Annotated in this window: 17 protein-coding genes; 12 read left to right on the top strand and 5 right to left on the bottom strand. The window is 47.1% G+C overall.

Translation table 11 applies throughout. The features are described from left to right. The first annotated feature begins 113 nt into the window (after positions 1 to 113). Both M1J35_RS02000 and M1J35_RS01995 read left to right on the top strand, forming a co-directional pair. The gene (locus M1J35_RS02000; protein ID WP_254652645.1) at positions 114 to 1,412 is read left to right on the top strand and encodes an HD domain-containing protein; all 1,299 of its coding nucleotides are present in this window, start codon (positions 114 to 116) and stop codon (positions 1,410 to 1,412) included. 38 nt (positions 1,413 to 1,450) lie between these two features. Further along, the gene (locus tag M1J35_RS01995; RefSeq protein WP_224522519.1) at positions 1,451 to 1,960 is read left to right on the top strand and encodes a YwgA family protein; all 510 of its coding nucleotides are present in this window, start codon (positions 1,451 to 1,453) and stop codon (positions 1,958 to 1,960) included. Positions 1,961 to 2,021: 61 nt separating this feature from the next. Here M1J35_RS01995 and M1J35_RS01990 read toward each other — a convergent pair whose 3' ends face one another. After that, a complete protein-coding gene (locus tag M1J35_RS01990) occupies positions 2,022 to 2,213 on the bottom strand; it encodes a DUF4083 family protein (RefSeq protein ID WP_254652644.1) in 192 nt (63 codons plus the stop codon). A gap of 153 nt (positions 2,214 to 2,366) precedes the next feature. Then, complete coding sequence (locus M1J35_RS01985) at positions 2,367 to 2,552, bottom strand: 2-hydroxymuconate tautomerase (RefSeq protein WP_254652643.1); 186 nt, start codon at positions 2,550 to 2,552, stop codon at positions 2,367 to 2,369. A 254-nt stretch (positions 2,553 to 2,806) separates the two neighbouring features. On the opposite strand from M1J35_RS01985, the gene M1J35_RS01980 reads away from it, so the two are divergent. Together M1J35_RS01980 and M1J35_RS01975 are read left to right on the top strand one after the other, a co-directional pair. Continuing rightward, positions 2,807 to 3,412: a site-2 protease family protein gene (locus M1J35_RS01980; protein ID WP_254653673.1), complete on the top strand. Its 606-nt coding sequence runs from the start codon at positions 2,807 to 2,809 to the stop codon at positions 3,410 to 3,412. A gap of 13 nt (positions 3,413 to 3,425) precedes the next feature. Continuing rightward, entirely contained in the window at positions 3,426 to 3,932 is a 507-nt protein-coding gene (locus M1J35_RS01975; protein ID WP_254652642.1) for a YwhD family protein, read from the top strand. Between the two features lie 313 nt (positions 3,933 to 4,245). Here the strand turns inward: M1J35_RS01975 and M1J35_RS01970 are convergent, their stop codons facing one another. Beyond that, positions 4,246 to 6,306, bottom strand: a complete 2,061-nt coding sequence (locus M1J35_RS01970) for a transglycosylase domain-containing protein (protein WP_254652641.1) — start codon at positions 6,304 to 6,306, stop codon at positions 4,246 to 4,248. A gap of 388 nt (positions 6,307 to 6,694) precedes the next feature. On the opposite strand from M1J35_RS01970, the gene speE reads away from it, so the two are divergent. From speE to M1J35_RS01945, 5 genes are all read left to right on the top strand, one after another. Continuing rightward, positions 6,695 to 7,525, top strand: a complete 831-nt coding sequence (gene speE, locus M1J35_RS01965; protein ID WP_254652640.1) for a polyamine aminopropyltransferase — start codon at positions 6,695 to 6,697, stop codon at positions 7,523 to 7,525. A 103-nt stretch (positions 7,526 to 7,628) separates the two neighbouring features. Then, positions 7,629 to 8,501 (top strand): agmatinase, encoded by an 873-nt coding sequence (gene speB / locus M1J35_RS01960; RefSeq protein ID WP_098351466.1) that lies wholly within the window; start codon positions 7,629 to 7,631, stop codon positions 8,499 to 8,501. A gap of 207 nt (positions 8,502 to 8,708) precedes the next feature. Then, positions 8,709 to 9,146: a YwiB family protein gene (locus M1J35_RS01955; protein ID WP_254652639.1), complete on the top strand. Its 438-nt coding sequence runs from the start codon at positions 8,709 to 8,711 to the stop codon at positions 9,144 to 9,146. Positions 9,147 to 9,150: 4 nt separating this feature from the next. Beyond that, a complete protein-coding gene (gene argS, locus M1J35_RS01950; protein WP_254652638.1) occupies positions 9,151 to 10,821 on the top strand; it encodes an arginine--tRNA ligase in 1,671 nt (556 codons plus the stop codon). A gap of 105 nt (positions 10,822 to 10,926) precedes the next feature. Further along, positions 10,927 to 11,106 (top strand): XapX domain-containing protein, encoded by a 180-nt coding sequence (locus tag M1J35_RS01945; RefSeq protein ID WP_032086963.1) that lies wholly within the window; start codon positions 10,927 to 10,929, stop codon positions 11,104 to 11,106. Between the two features lie 47 nt (positions 11,107 to 11,153). Here the strand turns inward: M1J35_RS01945 and uvsE are convergent, their stop codons facing one another. Continuing rightward, entirely contained in the window at positions 11,154 to 12,107 is a 954-nt protein-coding gene (gene uvsE / locus M1J35_RS01940; RefSeq protein ID WP_254652637.1) for a UV DNA damage repair endonuclease UvsE, read from the bottom strand. Between the two features lie 11 nt (positions 12,108 to 12,118). Continuing rightward, entirely contained in the window at positions 12,119 to 13,324 is a 1,206-nt protein-coding gene (cls, locus tag M1J35_RS01935; protein ID WP_254652636.1) for a cardiolipin synthase, read from the bottom strand. A gap of 301 nt (positions 13,325 to 13,625) precedes the next feature. On the opposite strand from cls, the gene M1J35_RS01930 reads away from it, so the two are divergent. The 3 genes from M1J35_RS01930 to M1J35_RS01920 all read left to right on the top strand — a co-directional run bounded on the left by M1J35_RS01930 (position 13,626) and on the right by M1J35_RS01920 (position 18,283). Beyond that, positions 13,626 to 15,743, top strand: coding sequence for a 4Fe-4S dicluster domain-containing protein (locus M1J35_RS01930; RefSeq protein WP_061810865.1), 2,118 nt, complete (start codon positions 13,626 to 13,628; stop codon positions 15,741 to 15,743). A gap of 321 nt (positions 15,744 to 16,064) precedes the next feature. Then, positions 16,065 to 17,252: an acetyl-CoA C-acetyltransferase gene (locus M1J35_RS01925; protein ID WP_224522527.1), complete on the top strand. Its 1,188-nt coding sequence runs from the start codon at positions 16,065 to 16,067 to the stop codon at positions 17,250 to 17,252. Positions 17,253 to 17,431: 179 nt separating this feature from the next. Next, entirely contained in the window at positions 17,432 to 18,283 is an 852-nt protein-coding gene (locus M1J35_RS01920; protein WP_224522528.1) for a 3-hydroxybutyryl-CoA dehydrogenase, read from the top strand. The last annotated feature ends 2 nt before the right edge of the window (positions 18,284 to 18,285 follow it).

Here is an 18,285-nt window from a genome sequence, read left to right as displayed (position 1 = left end):
TGCGGTGGAACAATCAAAGGACAAATACCTATTTTTTTCGACAAAATTCGAGATGAATGCGATGGAGCAAGTCGCTATAATAGAAATATGCTAGTTTAGGAAGAGGGTAGAAGATGGAGTATGCCAAGCAGAAATTACATGAAGAAAAAGTATTTAAAGACCCTGTTCATCGCTATGTTCATGTAAGGGATCGCGTGATCTGGGATTTGATTGGGACAAAAGAGTTCCAGCGACTCCGCAGAATCAGACAGCTCGGAACCACCTACTTGACCTTTCACGGAGCGGAACACAGCCGGTTCAATCATTCACTTGGCGTGTATGAAATCATCCGCCGCATCGTCGATGATGTCTTCGTCGGAAGACCGGAGTGGAACCAGGATGAACGCTTATTGTCATTGTGTGCTGCGTTATTGCATGATCTGGGACACGGTCCGTTTTCCCATTCTTTTGAAAAGGTGTTTCACCTCGATCACGAGCATTTTACCCAAGCCATCATCTTAGGGGATACAGAGGTGAACGCGGTGCTCGTTAAAGTGGCACCTGAATTTCCGAAGCATGTGGCAGAAGTGATCGCCAAGACGTACAGTAACAAGCTGGTCGTCAGCCTCATTTCAAGCCAGATCGATGCCGATCGCATGGATTATTTGCAGCGTGACGCCTATTTTACAGGGGTGAGCTACGGGCATTTCGACATGGAGCGGATCCTCCGTGTGATGAGGCCCCGTGAAGACCAGGTTGTCATCAAGCAGAGCGGGATGCATGCCGTGGAGGACTACATCATGAGCCGCTATCAGATGTACTGGCAGGTGTATTTCCATCCGGTGACGAGAAGTGCAGAAGTGATCCTGACGAAGATTTTACATAGGGCGAAGGAGCTTCATGGAGAGTTCTATTCCTTTAAGCAAAGCCCGATCCATTTTTATTCCCTGTTTGAAGGGGAAGTGGCCCTTGAGGATTATCTTAAGCTCGATGAAGCGGTCATCATGTACTATTTTCAGATCTGGCAGGAAGAAGAAGACCCGATTTTGCGGGACTTGTGCGAGCGGTTCATGAACCGGAACTTATTCAAGTACGTGGAGTTCGATCCTGCGAAGGAATACAAGAAGCACAGTGAACTGGAAGCCCTCTTTAAAAAGGCGGGTATCGATCCCGATTATTACTTGGTGGTGGACTCATCTTCAGATCTTCCATACGATTTCTACAGGCCGGGCGAGGAAGAGGAACGGCTCCCGATTCATTTGTTAATGAAAAATGAGGAGCTGCGCGAATTATCCAGGCAGTCGGACATCGTGGATTCCATTTCCGGAAAACGCCGGACCGACCATAAATTATACTATCCAGTGGATTTACTATATGACGAATCAACAAAGAAGAATATTAAGAGACAGATACGGAAGATTTTGGAGCTGTAAACGACACATGCAATACTAGGAGTAGGAGATGACGTACATTGTTGAAAGATCATGCCAAACTGATGAGTGCCTTCTTAGCCTCGGGTGAAGTGGTGGGTAGGAAGAAGCTTCAGAAGATGATATTCATCGCCAAGAAGCTTGAATTCCCGTTTCAGGAAAAATTTCAATTTCATTTTTATGGTCCGTATTCGGAAGAACTGACGCTTCGGGTGGAGGAGCTATGCAATATGGGGTTCATCTCCGAGGTGAAGGAGAAAAAGGGCGGCTACTATCAATACCGCTATACGGTCACGAAGGAAGGGGAGGACTTCCTGGAGATCTATGAAAAGGATATGCCTCACCTGAAGGATTGCCTTACGGATATGAACGTTCAATCAGCACGCTTTTTGGAGCTTGTTTCGACCGTCTTATATTTTGACAACCTTTCAAAAGAAGAAGTCGTGGAAAAAGTGCATACACTCAAGAGCAAGCAGAAATATACCGAAGAAGAGATCGACGAAGCCTTCGCTTACATTGATGGACTAAAATCAAAAAAAATCGTTCAGTAGAGAACGTTCTTATAGGATTGGAAGGGGGATCACTCTTGTCGAGTGATCCCCTTTTACATCGTTATGATTTAGATGATTGATTCATTTTTTCGATGATTTGATCAAGCTTTTCTTCAACCTGTTTGTCTTGTTCCCGCTGCTGGATCCTTCTGACCCGAAGACCTTTCGCCACCATAAAAGCGACAAAGACAATGGCTAGTAGAAAAGCCATCATGAACAATTGTAAGAACACATCGCCAATCGTCATGTCCATTCATTTCACCCTTTCCGTCGAGTGTATGGTATATCGTATTCGTCAGATGCAAATGTTGCCCGTGTGGAATTCCGGATTTGAAAAAAGTCGGAATCATAAGACAAGCCCGCTGAAAGGAATGCCTTCGCAGCGGGCTTGTCTTATGACTTGCTTTTATTGGTCACTGAGTCTTTTGCCGCCGACGGCATAGTTGCCTTTCGTCATTTCTTCAATGAAGACGACGATTTTTTCTTCAGGGGCACCGGTGGTTTCGCTGACGGCTTCGGTCACTTTTTCGACGAGGGCACGCTTTTGCTCTTCTGAACGGCCTTCGAGCATTTTTACGGTGATATAAGGCATAATGATTCGCTCCTTGCTTTCGGATTTGGTACAATCTGTGGTAGGCTCTTACTCTATAAATGTAATGGCTGGGGGATGAGAGAGCAAGTTTGATATGATATGTCATGAATGCAGGAATTTTTCTGTATACTATGGAATAAGAAAGTAAAACATTTTTTAAAGGAGTACATACTTTGGATACCATTAGCTCACTTTTTGAGTCGATTTCCGTCTTTCGGTTGGAAGAGCTTCCGTTTGTCGTGATCGCCCTCGTCATGGCCTTTACGGTTCATGAGTTCGCCCACGCCTATGTGGCATACAAGTTCGGGGATACGACGGCGAAGGATCAAGGAAGACTCACATTGAATCCGATTCAACATCTGGACCCGTTTGGGACCCTTTTAATATTAATTGTGGGATTTGGCTGGGCGCGGCCCGTGCCTGTCATGAGATCCCGTTTTAAGAATCCGCGTTTGGCAGGTGTGCTGGTATCCGTGGCCGGCCCATTGAGTAACTTCCTGCTTGCCTTTATTGCATTCGGGATCTTTTACTTTTTTGTAGGGGTGACGGGTGGCGTCGGGGTTCCACCGTTCATCATCGACCTTCTGCAGATGATCGTTTACTTGAACGTATTGCTGTTTGTCTTCAACTTACTGCCGTTCCCTCCACTGGATGGGTACCGGATCATAGAGGACTTGTCACCGAATCATGTCAGGGCCAAACTGACCCAATATGAGCAATATGGCGTTCTATTATTTTTGATCATCGTCATCACGCCTCTGGACGAATATACGATCTGGCCGTTACTACAGGGTGGCATGACGGCGACTAATCAGGCATTCAGTACTATATTCACGACGATTTTTTCAATCTTTAGCTAGGGAGTGACGTTTCATGGAAAAGAAAAAAAACATTGGATTCAATATCATCAAAAGTGACCCCACTGACGGTCATGGCGGTTACGGGGTAGGATCATTGAGCCTTGATAATGTTTCGCCTGTCATGATTGATGTCGAAGAAGGGGAAGCGACCATTGAAATCGGAGCGATGCACGCAAGGAGCCCGATCGAAAAAGGGATCAAATTCACGAATAACCGTGAGGACTCTGCAGGCGGCAAGCCGTACTGGTTGATCTGGATAACCATCGACCGGATGGAAGACGGACCGTACTATGCAGGAGTGACGGCTTGTGAGCTTGTTGTAAACCGTGAGAAGCGCAGAGGCTACAAGTCTATGCCGGAGCATGTGAACAATATGGATAAATCCATCAAGCGGAAGATCGTCCTGGATCAACTGGACGACAAGTCCAAAGGGATTCTTACGGACTTTTTGAAGAATCATGATGAAGGCATGTGGGAACGCTCAAAGGATGAATTAAAGGAAGCCCTCAAAATCAAATAAAACGATTTGTGAACAAAATGTGACAGTTGTTTGAATATGTCGTTCACATCTTGCTCTATGGAGAGAAAAAAAGTACACTTAAATCACAGTTTGCACATAAACTAGGACATGAAAAACCCCGGGTTCGCACAAACCCGGGGTTTTTTGTTGTACCGAAAAGCGGAGGCGGCTCGTTCAGAGGCGACAAGCATAAGGCGAGCCAATCGGAAAGGCGCCCTTTGCCTTTTGGTTGGCTTGACTTATGACCTCGAGCCTCTAGCCGCCGGAGCTGGACATCTCGAAAACCCCATTTCCAGCTATATAACAATAAAAACTAAAAAATCCAATCCCTAACTTTCTCATACCAAGGCTTCTTCTCTTTTTCCGGTGCCTTTTCTTTCGGTGCTTCTTTTTCACCTAAGTGTTCATGGCAGTATTCGGTCGGTTCGGTGCCTTTTACAAAGTAGGTGAAGCGCTGGACGGGACAGTCTTCTGTGGCGAGCAATCCATTATGGGGGTTCACGGCCACGCCGACGACGCCCTTGGTCGGTTTGAAGTTTTTGACGGGTTCATCCTTCAATGCTTCTTCCATGAAGTGGACCCAGATTTTCTTGGCAAAGTATTTATCATCGACCAGGGAGACCTCTTTTCCTTTATCGTATCCGGTCCACACTCCTGCCGTTAATTGAGGGGAGTAGCCGATCATCCAGTTGTCTGTGTTGGTCGTCCCGGATTTCCCTGCGTAGGGACGGGTCGCGTCTCTCTTGATCTGGATCCCCGTTACCGTTGAGTAATCATTGAGCTTAGGGTCGAATATCCCGGTGAGCATATGGGTCATGACGTATGTGAGATCCGGGTCGAGCACCTGCTCTTTTTTCGATTCGCTTTCATAGATGACCTTACCCGACCAGTCTTCCACTTTTGTAATGAAAACAGGCTTCACTTTATACCCGCCGTTGGCAAAGATGCTGTAGGCGTTGACCATATCGATGACCCGTGCCCCTGATGTACCGAGTGCCGAGGAAGGGTATTTTTTCACCTTTGTCGTCAATCCGAACTTCTCTTTTGCCGTTTTCGTCAAGGTGTCCTGACCGATGAAGAGATGGGTCTTCACGGCGTACACGTTATCAGATAGAGCGATGGCCTGGGCCAGGGTGATATCTCCATCTGCATATTTGTTGTTGTAATTATGAGGGGTGTATTTTTTTCCATCATCGAATGTGAAGGACGTCATTTCGCTCTTCATCGTCGTAGATGGCGTAAACCCCTGTTTTAAAGCAGAGTAGTAGAGTAGCGGTTTGATCGTTGATCCCGGCTGGCGGATTGCCTGCACGGCACGGTTAAACGGACTTTCTTCATAATCCCGTCCCCCGACTAAAGCTGTGACATAACCATTTTTCGGATTCATGGACACAAATCCCAATTGGATTTCCGATTCATCGGGGATCTGTTCCTTCACGACTTTCTCGGCCACCTTTTGATGATCGGGGTTGAGTGTCGTATAGACTTTCAAGCCACCCATCTCGATGGTACGTTCCTCAATTCCCAAGTCAGAGCGGAGGATGCTTTTCACCACATCTTGAAAATAGGGGGCGGTTTCCGCCTTTTGATGGGCGTGCTCCCCTGTGATGCGGATGGGTGCCGCTTTGGAAACACCCTCTTGCTCTTTGGTTATAAAGCCGTCCTCGGTCATGGAGAGAAGGATGAGCTCCTGGCGCTTCTTGGCATTTTCAGGGTGAGTAACGGGCGAATAGTAGGACGGTGCTTTCGGTATTCCGGCGAGCATGGCGGCTTCTGCGACGGTCAATTGATTGGCATCCTTGCCGAAGTAATATTGACTCGCTGCCTGGACACCGTATGCGCCGTGGCCGTAGTAGATGGTATTTAGATAGCCTTCTAGAATGTCCTTCTTGGAGTAGTTCATTTCGATCCTGATCGTGTAGAGGGCTTCTGAGATCTTTCTTTTCCATGTTTTATCATGAGAAAGAAATAGATTGCGAGCGTACTGCTGTGAAATGGTGCTTGCCCCCTGCACCTTTGACATCGCTTTGACGTCGGCAAGGGCTGCCCCTGCCATTCGCTTCAGGTCAAACCCGTAATGCTGGTAGAAGCTTTTGTCTTCAATGGAGATCGTCGCTTCAATGAGGGCTGGGGAAATTTCCTTCAGACCCACCCAGTAGCGCTTCTCGCCGGTATTCGTTTCTCCTATGACCGAACCATCTTCACCATAGATCAAAGTGGATTGGGGGACGGCAAGGGGTGGCGGTCCCTGAACCTTGGCATAAATCAAAACCCCCATGATCCCTACCAAAAAGAGGACCAAGCCCGCGAGAGCCCCGACCACTGCAAATCTCGCATATTTCTTTGTCTTCTCCATTCGAGCCATCACTTCCATACCTCTCCCTACTTTCCCTGCACAGGCCCGCAGTTTAAGAGGGACGGACCTTGGATTTTTTATATTGGTCATCTCGTTTATACTGATTACTGTGTAGTATCAGTATGAAAAGTTTTACGAGATTTTAAACGTCAAAGGTTTAGAAAAAATTTCACTTGAAATTTTGCTAGATTCCACTATACTTTTCCTCATGTTTGTATTTATCATGATAGGGAAGGATAAAAATGACGTCCGATGCGGATGTTTTTATAAATAGGAGTTAAGCCCGTTATGTCAGGGTTTCGCTTCACTTTGTCCTAAAGATGAACGTGTGAAGGATCAAACTAGTGGTATATGATTTTGACAGAAACAGCAATAAACCATTAAAACAAGAAGGGAAGTTGAAACAATGAGTGGACTTTGGTACACAGAGAAACAAACAGAAAACTTCGGGATCACGATGAAAATCAAGAAGACTTTACATACAGAGCAAACGGATTTTCAATATCTTGAAATGGCTGAAACAGAAGAATGGGGCAATATGCTGTTCCTTGACGGCATGGTCATGACGAGCCAGAAGGATGAGTTCGTCTATCATGAAATGGTCGCGCATGTTCCATTATTCACGCACCCGAACCCTGAGAACGTATTGGTTGTCGGCGGAGGAGACGGAGGCGTCATCCGTGAAGTGTTGAAGCACCCAAGCGTGAAAAAGGCCGTTCTTGTTGAAATCGACGGAAAAGTGATCGAGTACTCCAAGAAATATCTTCCTGAGATTGCGGGAGAGTTAGAGAACGAGCGCGTGGACGTACAAGTTGACGACGGCTTCATGCACATCGCGAAAAGTGAAAACGAATATGACGTAATCATGGTTGATTCCACTGAGCCTGTAGGACCAGCTGTTAACCTGTTCACAAAAGGATTCTACGCAGGGATCTCGAAAGCATTGAAAGAAGACGGAATCTTCGTTGCTCAATGTGATAACCCATGGTTCAAAGCAGACCTTATCCGCCAGGTACAGAGCGACGTAAAGGAAATCTTCCCGATCACCCGCCTGTACACAGCGAACATCCCAACGTACCCAAGCGGACTGTGGGCATTCACCATCGGTTCCAAAAAGCACGACCCAACTGAAGTACCGGAAGAGCGTTTCCACGACATCGAAACCAATTACTACACACCGGAACTGCACAACGCAGCATTCGCCCTTCCGAAATTCGTAAAAGACCTGACCAAATAAATGTGAGGGACGGACCTCAAATTTCAAGGTGAAATCCTATAATATCAAGGAGGGACGGACCAAAACCAAGGTCCGTCCCTCTCTAAAAGAGAGGTTGAAGAATATGCGTTTTGATGAGGCTTATTCAGGTAATGTGTTTATTAAGAGTCATCCTTCTTATGAAGAGAGCCAGGTGGTCCTTTATGGGATGCCGATGGATTGGACGGTGAGTTATCGTCCGGGTTCCCGTTTCGGCCCTGCCCGTATCCGCGAGGTGTCGATCGGTCTGGAAGAGTACAGTGCGTATCTTGACCGGGAGCTTGAAGAAGTGAAATACTATGACGCCGGTGATATCCCGCTTCCATTCGGTAACCCGCAGCGAAGCATCGATATGATTGAAGATTATATCGACGGGCTTCTTGGTGACGGGAAGATCCCATTCGGAATGGGGGGCGAGCATCTGGTCTCGTGGCCGGTGATGAAAGCCATCGCGAAGAAATACCCGGATCTAGCCATCATCCATATGGACGCTCACACTGATCTTCGTGAAGAGTATGAAGGGGAGCCGCTATCCCACTCGACTCCGATCCGCAAGATCGCCGAGCATATCGGACCGAAGAACGTCTATTCATTCGGGATCCGTTCCGGTATGAAGGAAGAATTCCAATGGGCGAAGGAAAATGGCATGCACATTTCCAAATTCGAAGTGCTCGAGCCATTGAAGGAAATCCTTCCACAGCTTGCAGGACGTCCTGTGTATGTGACGATCGATATTGACGTCTTAGACCCTGCCCACGCTCCTGGCACTGGAACCGTGGACTGCGGCGGAATCACATCCAAGGAATTACTCGCATCCATCCATGCCATCGCTCACTCTGACGTGAACGTCGTGGGAGCGGATCTTGTGGAAGTGGCGCCAATCTATGATCCATCCGAGCAGACAGCGAATACGGCAAGCAAGCTGATCCGTGAAATGCTTCTTGGCTGGGTAAAATAAACCATCAAAGCCTCTTCTCATTGGCAGAAGAGGCTTTCCTTTTTCCATAAATCCGCTTACATTCCTCCAATAAATGAAAACTCACCGTGTTCCATTGCAATTTCCCACAATACTTCTTATACTTAATTAGTTAGAAGGAAGGGACGTCTATTTGAGGGACGGACCCATCACTTGATCGGACCCTAAAAAGAAAAGGATGTGAGTGGTTTGACGGCAAAAGCGGATTCTACACCTGTCAAAGTTCACTTGAAAACCAAGATCACAATAGGAGAGGAAAGTGACTCTTTTGAATTGGTATCATTTGGTCGATACTATGAAAAAGGAGATGCCATTTTTCTGAAGTACGATGAAGTACAAGAGGAAGGGACCACTCATACGATCGTCAAAGTCACAGATCGACAGGCCCTCATTCTACGCAGCGGAGCAGTCAAAATGAGAATGGCCTTCAACGAACTCGAGGAACAGAACGGTTCTTACGAGAGCCAGCTCGGTACCCTCTTATTGACAACGAAAACCAAAACACTTTCACATACACAGAGTGACTCGGTGCTTGAAGGGAACTTCAACCTTTCATACGAGTTAAAGATGCAGGACAGCCCGGTTGGGGATTATGTTATGTCCATTCACTATAAGGAGGAAGCATAGGGATATGAATATCGTCGAAAAAGTACAAGAAAACCTGAAATCCGAAATCAAAGCAGCGGTCCTGAAAGCGGGACTTGCAACAGAGGATCAAATCCCGGATGTCATCCTTGAGATCCCGAAAGAAAAGTCACACGGGGATTATTCAACGAATATGGCCATGCAGCTTGCAAGAGTCGCAAAAAAAGCGCCGCGCATGATCGCAGACGACATCGTCGCTAACTTCGACCAGTCCAAAGCGTCCATTGAAAAAATGGAGATCGCAGGACCTGGATTCATTAATTTCTATATGAACAACGAATACTTAACAGACTTGATTCCGTTGATTCTCGATCAAGATCAGGAATATGGTCAATCAGATGCGGGGAATGGCGAAAGAGTCAACGTCGAGTTCGTTTCTGCCAACCCTACAGGCGACCTCCATCTTGGCCATGCCCGTGGAGCGGCCGTCGGCGATTCCCTATGTAATGTCCTTGAAAAAGCGGGCTATAAAGTAACCCGTGAATACTACATCAACGACGCCGGAAACCAGATCCATAACCTGGCAATCTCCGTTGAAGCACGTTATTTCCAGGCCCTTGGACAAGACAAGGCGATGCCTGAAGACGGATATCACGGTCAGGACATCATCGAAATCGGAAAGAAACTGGCTGAAGAATTCGGCTCGAAATATGCAGAAGTAAGCGATGAAGAACGCTACAAGTTTTTCCGTGAGTACGGCCTGAAAATTGAAATGGCCAAGCTTCAAAAGGACCTAGAAATGTTCCGCGTACCATTCAACGTGTGGTACTCTGAGACATCCCTTTATGAAAATGGGAAAATCGATGCGGCATTGAAGACGCTGAGAGACAACGGTCACGTATACGAAGAGGACGGCGCGACATGGTTCCGCTCGACTGAACTTGGCGATGACAAAAACCGTGTCCTTATCAAGAACGACGGCACGTACACATACCTGACTCCGGATATTTCCTACCATCAGGACAAATTCGAGCGAGGGCATGATGTGCTCATCAACATTTGGGGTGCGGATCATCACGGCTACATCCCCCGCATGAAAGCGGCCATCGAAGCACTCGGCTTTGACCGTGACAAACTGGAAGTGGAAGTCATCCAACTCGTTCACCTTTATAAAGATGGGGAAAAGATGAAAATGAGTAAGCGTACAGGAAAAGCCGTCACGTTACGTGAGCTTGTCGAAGAGGTCGGCCTTGATGCTGTCCGCTATTTCTTCGCCATGAGAAGTGCCGATACGCATATGGACTTTGACCTGGACTTAGCCGTATCCCAGTCCAACGAAAACCCTGTTTACTATGCTCAATATGCCCACGCGCGTATTTGCAGTATCCTTCGTCAGGCTGAAGAACAGGGGCTGGCTTCAGAAGACAAGATTGACCTAAAGCTTATCGGTACGGAAAAAGAAGTGGACTTACTGAAAAAGCTGGGTGAATTCCCGCAAATGATCGCGGATGCGGCTGAGAAACGCACGCCTCACCGTGTAGCGAATTATATCAACGACCTGGCTTCTGCTTTCCACAGCTTCTACAATGCCAATAAGGTCCTTGATGAAGAAAATCGTGAATTGACGACAGCACGTCTGGCTTTAGTGAAAGTGGTACGTGTCACGTTACAAAACGCTCTTGCCTTGATCGGTGTAGCAGCTCCAGAAAAAATGTAAATAGGCGCATACCAAAGGTCCGTCCCTCATCAGGATGGACCTTTTTCTTATATTTCGGCCGCTTTAACGTATAATAATGAGAGATGGATGAAGGAGGAGAAGGGTATGAAAACGGTCGTATTGGCTATCGTAACCGGATTTTTAGTCGGGTTTATCTTTGCTTTATTTAAGTTACCGATACCTGCCCCGCCAGCACTGGCAGGAATTGCAGGAATCGTGGGTATTTATCTTGGCTTCAAAGCCTTCATGGCGATCCAGCCCTGGATTGAGTCTGTATTTAAATAATATGTACATAAAAAAAGATGAACACCCAAGTGTCCATCTTTTCTTCTTTACCACTCAAGGGTCCCGCCATCGATCCTCTTCACCCCACGAATGGAGGACAAATCCTCAATCAGCTTCAGCATGGCAAGATCTTTATGTTTGGCTTCGATCATAAAATCCACGTCCTGGTCCAACGTTTTCAGGGTTTTGAAGAAACCCTCCACAAATCCCGGATCGACCAGGTCAGCATGGGAGCGAAAGGCACTAGCAGATTTTGGTGAAGAAATATGTATTTTCGGCACTAAATCTCTCCTGTCCCAGGTGGCAAAAATATCTTCAAGATACCCATCTAGAGGTTTCTCACTCGGATTTGCCTCGTGGTGATGAATGTCCAGGACCATGGGGATATTCTCTTTTTGACAAGCGGTGAGCGTTTCCTCGACGGTATAGGTCTTGTCGTCATTCTCGAGGGTCATGATGTCTTTTACATCCGGAGGGAGGTCCTTCAGGTTTTCATGAAAACGGACCAGGGTTTCTTCCTTATCCCCGTAGCTCCCGCCGATATGGATATTGATGACGGAATCCTTCTCGATCCCCATATATTCAAGCATCCGGTAGTGATACACCATATCCTTCACGGCATTGTCCGTCACATGCTGCTTAGGACTCGTGAATAAGGTGAACTGGTTCGGGTGAAAGCTCGCCCTGATCCCGAGCTTGTTGATCAGATCTCCAAGTTCTTTCCATTCGTGCCGAAAAGGGGAATGGAAATCCCATTCCACCTCAGGATGGGTGGCAAGGGGAACGAGGGAGCTGGATAATCTGTACACCTTGATTTCGTGAGCGGCACAAAGATACAGGATGCGTTTCGTATGCTCCAGGTTTAATCTCGTCACTTCCTTCAGCCTGTCCATCCGCTCGGCTTTAGGTAACTCTGTGTATCGCTTGTATGTCATGGTTTTGGCCGGGCTTGCATCCCATAAAGAGAGGGAGTTCGCCACGAATCCCAGTCGGACTTTCATGTGTCATCCCCCTAAAGTAAGATTGAAATGGCTGAAGCAACGCGTTCCTTTAACCGGGTGAGCATGGAAACCGAAGAGAGGTCGCTTTCGCTTAACATGTCGGATGCCGCCATGTCTTTTTCCATTTCCTTTTTTAACGTCTGGATAAATCCTTTATCGTAGATCAGGTTATTGATTTCAAAATTGATAAAGAAGCTCCGCTTATCAAAATTGGCCGTGCCGATATCACAGAAATGGTCATCCACGATCATCACCTTCGCATGATAAAAGCCGTCCATGAATTGATACACTCTCGCACCACTAGCGAGCAGCGGTCTGAAATAAGGGAAGGCCGCTTCCTTCACAAGCATATGATCGGCATTGTTCGGGATGATGATTTTGACGATGACCCCTCTGTCCAGTGCACCCAAAAGTGCGTCCATCAAGATCGGAGTAGCAATGAAGTAAGGTGTGCCGATAATGATTTCGCTTTGTGCTTCGTCGATGAATTTCCCAAAGAAGCCTTCGATATTAACCCCCTCGGTCGGAAAAATTTGATGCTGGATGCTTCCTTTTTCAGCTGGAGGGAAATACGTTGCTTCGTTCTTCAAATCCTTCTGTGTGGCACGGTACCAGTCAATGCAGAATTCAGTCTGAAGATCGTGGACACCTTCACCTTCCAACCGGAGATGATAATCCCTCCAGGGAGAAAGCTCGGGTTTATCATTTTCATCGATATATTCCTTCCCGATATTGTAACCACCCAAATAACCGATCACCCCATCGATGACGGTGATCTTCCGGTGATTACGCTGCTGGGAAGAGAAAAACAGATAGGGAAACTTGACCCTCCGGCAGAAATCGACTTCCACACCTGCATCCCGAAGCTCCTTCACTTTCGACTTCGGGACGTTATGGCTGCCGATCTGATCCATCAGAAGACGGACTTCAATCCCTTCCTGTGCCTTACCCTTCAGCAATTCCAGGAACCGGAGGGCAAAGTGGTCATCCTGGACGATATAAAATAATACATGAATGGAGGCCCTTGCTTCTCTCATCTCTTTAAACATTTGATCGAAAAGCTCGGGTCCCCTTGAAAACAATTGAATATCACTCATTCGAGTCTCATAATCTCTTCTTGTCCGCGTCCGGATGAAATGACTTCTTCCCAATCTGAAATCAAGCATCAGCCATCCGATGATCGCGGCAAGGATCACCAATAGGATTAACCACCACATAGAATCACTCTCTCATTTGCATTGTCTTTAGTATGTCCTGAATTTTATGTAGATTGCATTCTTTCTTCTTTTCCCATTAAGGAGTCCTTTTGAAACCTGTGGGGGGTACAGAAAGTCCCGTTTCTTATTGAAATGGAATCGCCAATCATGAAAAGGTTTTCATTTTTATTCGGAAAAACCATTGACTGAATGCTCATTCATAATATAATGGATATAAGGACTATTCAGAATATTAATTTGGTTTGTAAAAGTTTGAACAAAGGGGAAGTTCATCGGACCAAAGAAGGGGGAGTGTTTTTCTATGAATGGGTTACTCATTCTCAATTGGGTCGCATTTATCCTTGTGACCGTTTATGCACTGAGTCTGTTTGTGTATGTAGTAAAGACGAGAATTGAATATATTAAGCTCGGGAAAAAAGTGGAGTTCGACAAACGATTCAAAGAACGATTCCAGAAAATCCTGGTCAATGTCTTCGGACAGAAGAAGCTCTTAAAGGATAAGAAAAGTGGAGCCATCCACGTCATGTTCTTCTACGGCTTCATCCTCGTACAGTTCGGGGCCATCGACTTCATATGGAAAGGACTGGCACCGGGGAGTCACCTGCCGCTTGGACCTTTATATCCTGGCTTCACGTTCTTCCAGGAAATTGTCACACTGACGATCCTTGTCGCGGTTGTCTGGGCATTCCACCGCCGCTATGTGGAAAAACTGGTCCGCCTCAAGAGAGGATTCAAATCAGGACTGGTCTTACTATTCATTGGTGGTTTAATGCTTTCCGTCCTGGTCGGGAATGGAATGGGTATCATCTGGCATGGGGAAGAACTTGCCTGGACTGAGCCTATAGCGTCTCTGATTGCAGGGGCACTTGGAGGCATAGGGGAAACGGCTTCCATCGCCATTTTCTATGTAGCCTGGTGGATTCACTTACTATTCTTACTGGCATTCCTTGTGTATGTGCCGCAATCTAAGCACGCGCATTTAATCGCAGGACCTGCCAATGTTTATTTCAATCGTTTAGACAACCCTGGAAAGCTTAAGCCCATCGACTTTGAAGATGAATCAGCTGAAAGTTTCGGGGTAGGAAAAATAGAAGAATTCACTCAGCACCAAATGATCGATTTCTACGCATGTGTGGAATGTGGTCGTTGTACGAATATGTGTCCGGCAACCGGGACAGGGAAAATGCTTTCCCCGATGGACCTGATCGTAAAATTACGTGATAACCTGACGAATCACGGTGCTGTCGTGACACAGAAGAAGCCTTGGGTGCCGACATTCGCTTTCAACGGCACAAAAGGGAACCAATTAGCTATGGCAAGTGCGACTCAGGCTGCAGAAGAAGCGGCTGCAGGAGCTACGTACAGCCCTAGCCTGATCGGGGATGTCATCACAGAAGAAGAGATTTGGGCATGTACAACGTGCCGTAACTGTGAAGACCAATGTCCGGTCATGAACGAACACGTAGATAAAATCATCGACCTTCGCCGTTACCTCGTTCTGACGGAAGGGAAGATGGATGCTGACGCACAGCGCGCCATGCAAAACATCGAGCGCCAGGGGAATCCTTGGGGTCTGAACCGTAAAGAGCGTGAGAACTGGCGCGAAGCAAGAGAAGACGTTACGATTCCTACAGTAAAAGAAATGAAAAAAGCAGGAGAAGACTTCGAATTCCTATTCTGGGTCGGATCCATGGGTTCATTTGATAACCGTAGCCAAAAGATTGCCTTATCCTTCGCCAAGCTAATGAATGAAGCGGGCGTGAAGTTCGCCATCCTTGGGAATAAAGAAAAGAACTCCGGTGACACACCGCGCCGCCTTGGAAATGAATTCTTATTCCAGGAGCTTGCCGGACAAAACATCGCCGAATTCGAAAAGCATGAAATCAAGAAAATTGTCACGATCGATCCGCATGCTTACAACATTTTCAAAAATGAGTATCCGGACTTCGGTCTGGAAGCAGAGGTCTACCACCATACAGAACTTCTGCATCAGCTCGTACAAGAAGGCCGCTTGAAGCCGCAATATGAAGTGAACGAAACGATTACTTTCCATGACTCTTGTTATCTTGGTCGGTACAACGAAGTGTATGATCCACCGCGTGAAATCCTGAAATCCATTTCCGGTGTGAAATTGGTCGAGATCGAACGTAACCGTGAAAAAGGAATGTGCTGTGGAGCGGGTGGAGGACTCATGTGGATGGAGGAAGACGCAGGTCACCGCGTCAACGTCTCCCGTACCGAGCAGGCACTGGCTGTTAGTCCATCGGTCATCAGCTCTGGCTGTCCATACTGCCTGACGATGCTGTCGGATGGTACGAAAGCGAAGGAAGTGGAAGAAACAGTATCTACTCTCGACGTAGCCGAAATCCTTGAAAAAGCCGTATGTGGCGATCTGAAGGACGAACCGGCTGCATCTTAAAAAGAATATTATCCTTTAGATAATGAATGAAACACGAGTTCATGAAACAAACAGGAGTGAAACAAAATAGTCTCTATTGCGTTTCGCTCCTATTATTTTTCTACAATAATAAATTTGATGGAAAAATAAAAACTTTCTAAAAAATCAATGCGTTTGCACTCGAAATGAAGTACAATAAAGGTATATTGGGGACAAAATTTGTCCCTTCTCTTGTGAGGATTAGTTGAGCGAGCGTTCAGTCGAAAGTGGATCAAATTTTTTTAAGGTAAATTGAAAGCGGATACAAACGCGGATAAATCCATATAAAGGAGAGCGATGAAGATGGGGAAAACGGTTATTCTAGACGGAGCAAGAACGCCTTTTGGTAAATTCGGGGGAAGCCTCAGCAGTTTTACTGCTTCAGAGCTTGGCGGTTTCGCGGTGAAGGAAGCCTTGAAACGGGCCGGTGTAAACGGGGAAGAAGTCGAAGAAGTCATCCTCGGATCTGTTCTACAAGGGGGACAGGGGCAAATCCCTTCCCGTCAGGCATCGCGCCACGCGGGATTGCCGTGGAATGTCAAAACGGAAACGATCAATAAGGTCTGTGCATCAGGAATGCGCAGCGTCACACTGGGAGACCAGATCATCCGTGCAGGCGACGGCGAAGTGATCGTGGCTGGTGGAATGGAATCCATGTCGAACGCCCCTTACATCCTGCCGAAAGCACGTTGGGGATTCAAGATGGGCGATTCACAGGTGAAAGATCTGATGGTTCACGACGGATTGACGTGCAGCTTCAACAACGTCCACATGGGAACGTACGGAAATGAAACAGCGAAGGAATTTGAACTATCAAGAGAAGAGCAGGACGAATGGGCACTCAGAAGCCATCAACGGGCAGTGAAAGCAACGGAAGAAGGCGTGCTAGGTGAAGAAATCATTGCTGTTGAAGTTCCTCAACGCAAAGGAGATCCGATCGTCGTTGCAAAGGATGAAGCGCCACGTAAAGAAACATCCATTGAGGCGCTGGCTAAATTAGGGCCGGTGTTCGGATCAGAAGGAACGATCACAGCCGGGAACGCTCCAGGGGTCAACGACGGAGCGGCTGCCATGGTCCTCATGAGCGAAGAAAGAGCCTCAAAGGAAGGGAAACAGCCGTTAGCAACCATCCTTGGCCATACTGCCATCGCGGTCGAAGCAAAGGACTTCCCGCAAACACCGGGGCTTGTGATCAACGAGCTTCTCAAGAAAACAGGGAAATCCCTTGAAGAGATCGATCTGTTTGAAATTAACGAAGCGTTTGCCGCCGTGGCATTAACGAGCGGGAAAATCGCCGGTCTTGATCATGAGAAAGTCAATGTGAACGGTGGAGCGGTTGCCCTCGGCCATCCGATTGGAGCAAGCGGGGCACGCATCATCCTGACGCTTGCTTACGAATTGAAACGCCGCGGAGGCGGAATCGGGATAGCCTCGATCTGCAGCGGGGGCGGTCAAGGGGATGCGATTATGATTGAGGTGGCGAAGCAGTAGGGTGAGTAGTTGTACCTGGTACAAAGAGAGTGAACTGTACCTGGTACACCCTTGGATTCAGCTGCTGAATTTCTGAAGAAAATCAGCAGCTGAAATAGTGAGTATATTCAGCAGCTGAATCAACCAAACCAACCAAACCAACTAGATTACTAGTCTCATATAACAAAGGGGAGAACATAATGAACATAAAAAACGTAATGGTCATCGGCGCGGGACAGATGGGCTCTGGGATCGCCCAGGTCTGTGCACAGGCAGGATTCAACGTATACCTGAACGATTTGAAAGAAGAGTTTGTCCAAAAGGGAATGGGAGTCATCGCGAAGAATCTGACGCGTTCCGTTGAAAAAGGAAGAATGTCTGAAGAAGATAAAACAGCGACGGTGAATCGTTTGACGGCTTCAACGGATATCCAGGACGCCAAGAAGGTAGATCTTGTTATCGAAGCGGCAGTGGAAAATATGGATATCAAAACGAAGATCTTTGCTCAGCTGGATGAGATCACACCAGAGCATACCATCCTGGCTTCGAACACATCTTCTCTTCCGATCACGGAAATTGCGGCAGCGACGAAGCGTCCCCAGCAAGTGATCGGTATGCACTTCATGAATCCAGTACCAGTGATGAAATTGGTGGAAATCATCCGTGGACTTGCGACGACGGATGAAGTATACCAAGTGATTGAAGATATGACGAAGTCTCTTAATAAAGTGCCGGTAGAGGTAGAGGATTTCCCGGGATTCGTTTCCAACCGGATCCTGATGCCAATGATCAATGAAGCGATCTACACCCTTTATGAAGGAGTGGCGAGCAAAGAGGCGATCGATGAAGTGATGAAGCTCGGTATGAATCATCCGATGGGACCTCTGACTTTGGCTGACTTCATCGGACTCGATACATGCCTCTACATCATGGAAACCCTGCACGAAGGTTTCGGTGACGATAAATACCGTCCATGCCCGCTGCTAAGGAAGTATGTGAAAGCAGGCTGGCTGGGGCGCAAAACGGGCCGCGGCTTCTATTCGTACGAGTGATC

The sequence above is a fragment of the Rossellomorea sp. KS-H15a genome (assembly GCF_024195245.1).
GTDB classification, from domain to species: domain Bacteria; phylum Bacillota; class Bacilli; order Bacillales; family Bacillaceae_B; genus Rossellomorea; species Rossellomorea vietnamensis.
This window is presented reverse-complemented; position numbering and strand designations above follow the sequence as displayed.

Coding starts and splice junctions, on each gene's coding strand:
- speE (WP_254652640.1), top strand. CDS start 6,695: ATGAGTGGACTTTGGTACACAGAGAAACAAACAGAAAACTTCGGGATC.
- uvsE (WP_254652637.1), bottom strand. CDS start 12,107: ATGAAAGTCCGACTGGGATTCGTGGCGAACTCCCTCTCTTTATGGGAT.
- M1J35_RS01930 (WP_061810865.1), top strand. CDS start 13,626: ATGAATGGGTTACTCATTCTCAATTGGGTCGCATTTATCCTTGTGACC.
- argS (WP_254652638.1), top strand. CDS start 9,151: ATGAATATCGTCGAAAAAGTACAAGAAAACCTGAAATCCGAAATCAAA.
- M1J35_RS01990 (WP_254652644.1), bottom strand. CDS start 2,213: ATGGACATGACGATTGGCGATGTGTTCTTACAATTGTTCATGATGGCT.
- M1J35_RS01925 (WP_224522527.1), top strand. CDS start 16,065: ATGGGGAAAACGGTTATTCTAGACGGAGCAAGAACGCCTTTTGGTAAA.
- M1J35_RS01970 (WP_254652641.1), bottom strand. CDS start 6,306: ATGGAAGTGATGGCTCGAATGGAGAAGACAAAGAAATATGCGAGATTT.
- M1J35_RS01920 (WP_224522528.1), top strand. CDS start 17,432: ATGAACATAAAAAACGTAATGGTCATCGGCGCGGGACAGATGGGCTCT.
- cls (WP_254652636.1), bottom strand. CDS start 13,324: ATGTGGTGGTTAATCCTATTGGTGATCCTTGCCGCGATCATCGGATGG.
- speB (WP_098351466.1), top strand. CDS start 7,629: ATGCGTTTTGATGAGGCTTATTCAGGTAATGTGTTTATTAAGAGTCAT.
- M1J35_RS01985 (WP_254652643.1), bottom strand. CDS start 2,552: ATGCCTTATATCACCGTAAAAATGCTCGAAGGCCGTTCAGAAGAGCAA.
- M1J35_RS02000 (WP_254652645.1), top strand. CDS start 114: ATGGAGTATGCCAAGCAGAAATTACATGAAGAAAAAGTATTTAAAGAC.
- M1J35_RS01975 (WP_254652642.1), top strand. CDS start 3,426: ATGGAAAAGAAAAAAAACATTGGATTCAATATCATCAAAAGTGACCCC.
- M1J35_RS01980 (WP_254653673.1), top strand. CDS start 2,807: ATGGCCTTTACGGTTCATGAGTTCGCCCACGCCTATGTGGCATACAAG.
- M1J35_RS01945 (WP_032086963.1), top strand. CDS start 10,927: ATGAAAACGGTCGTATTGGCTATCGTAACCGGATTTTTAGTCGGGTTT.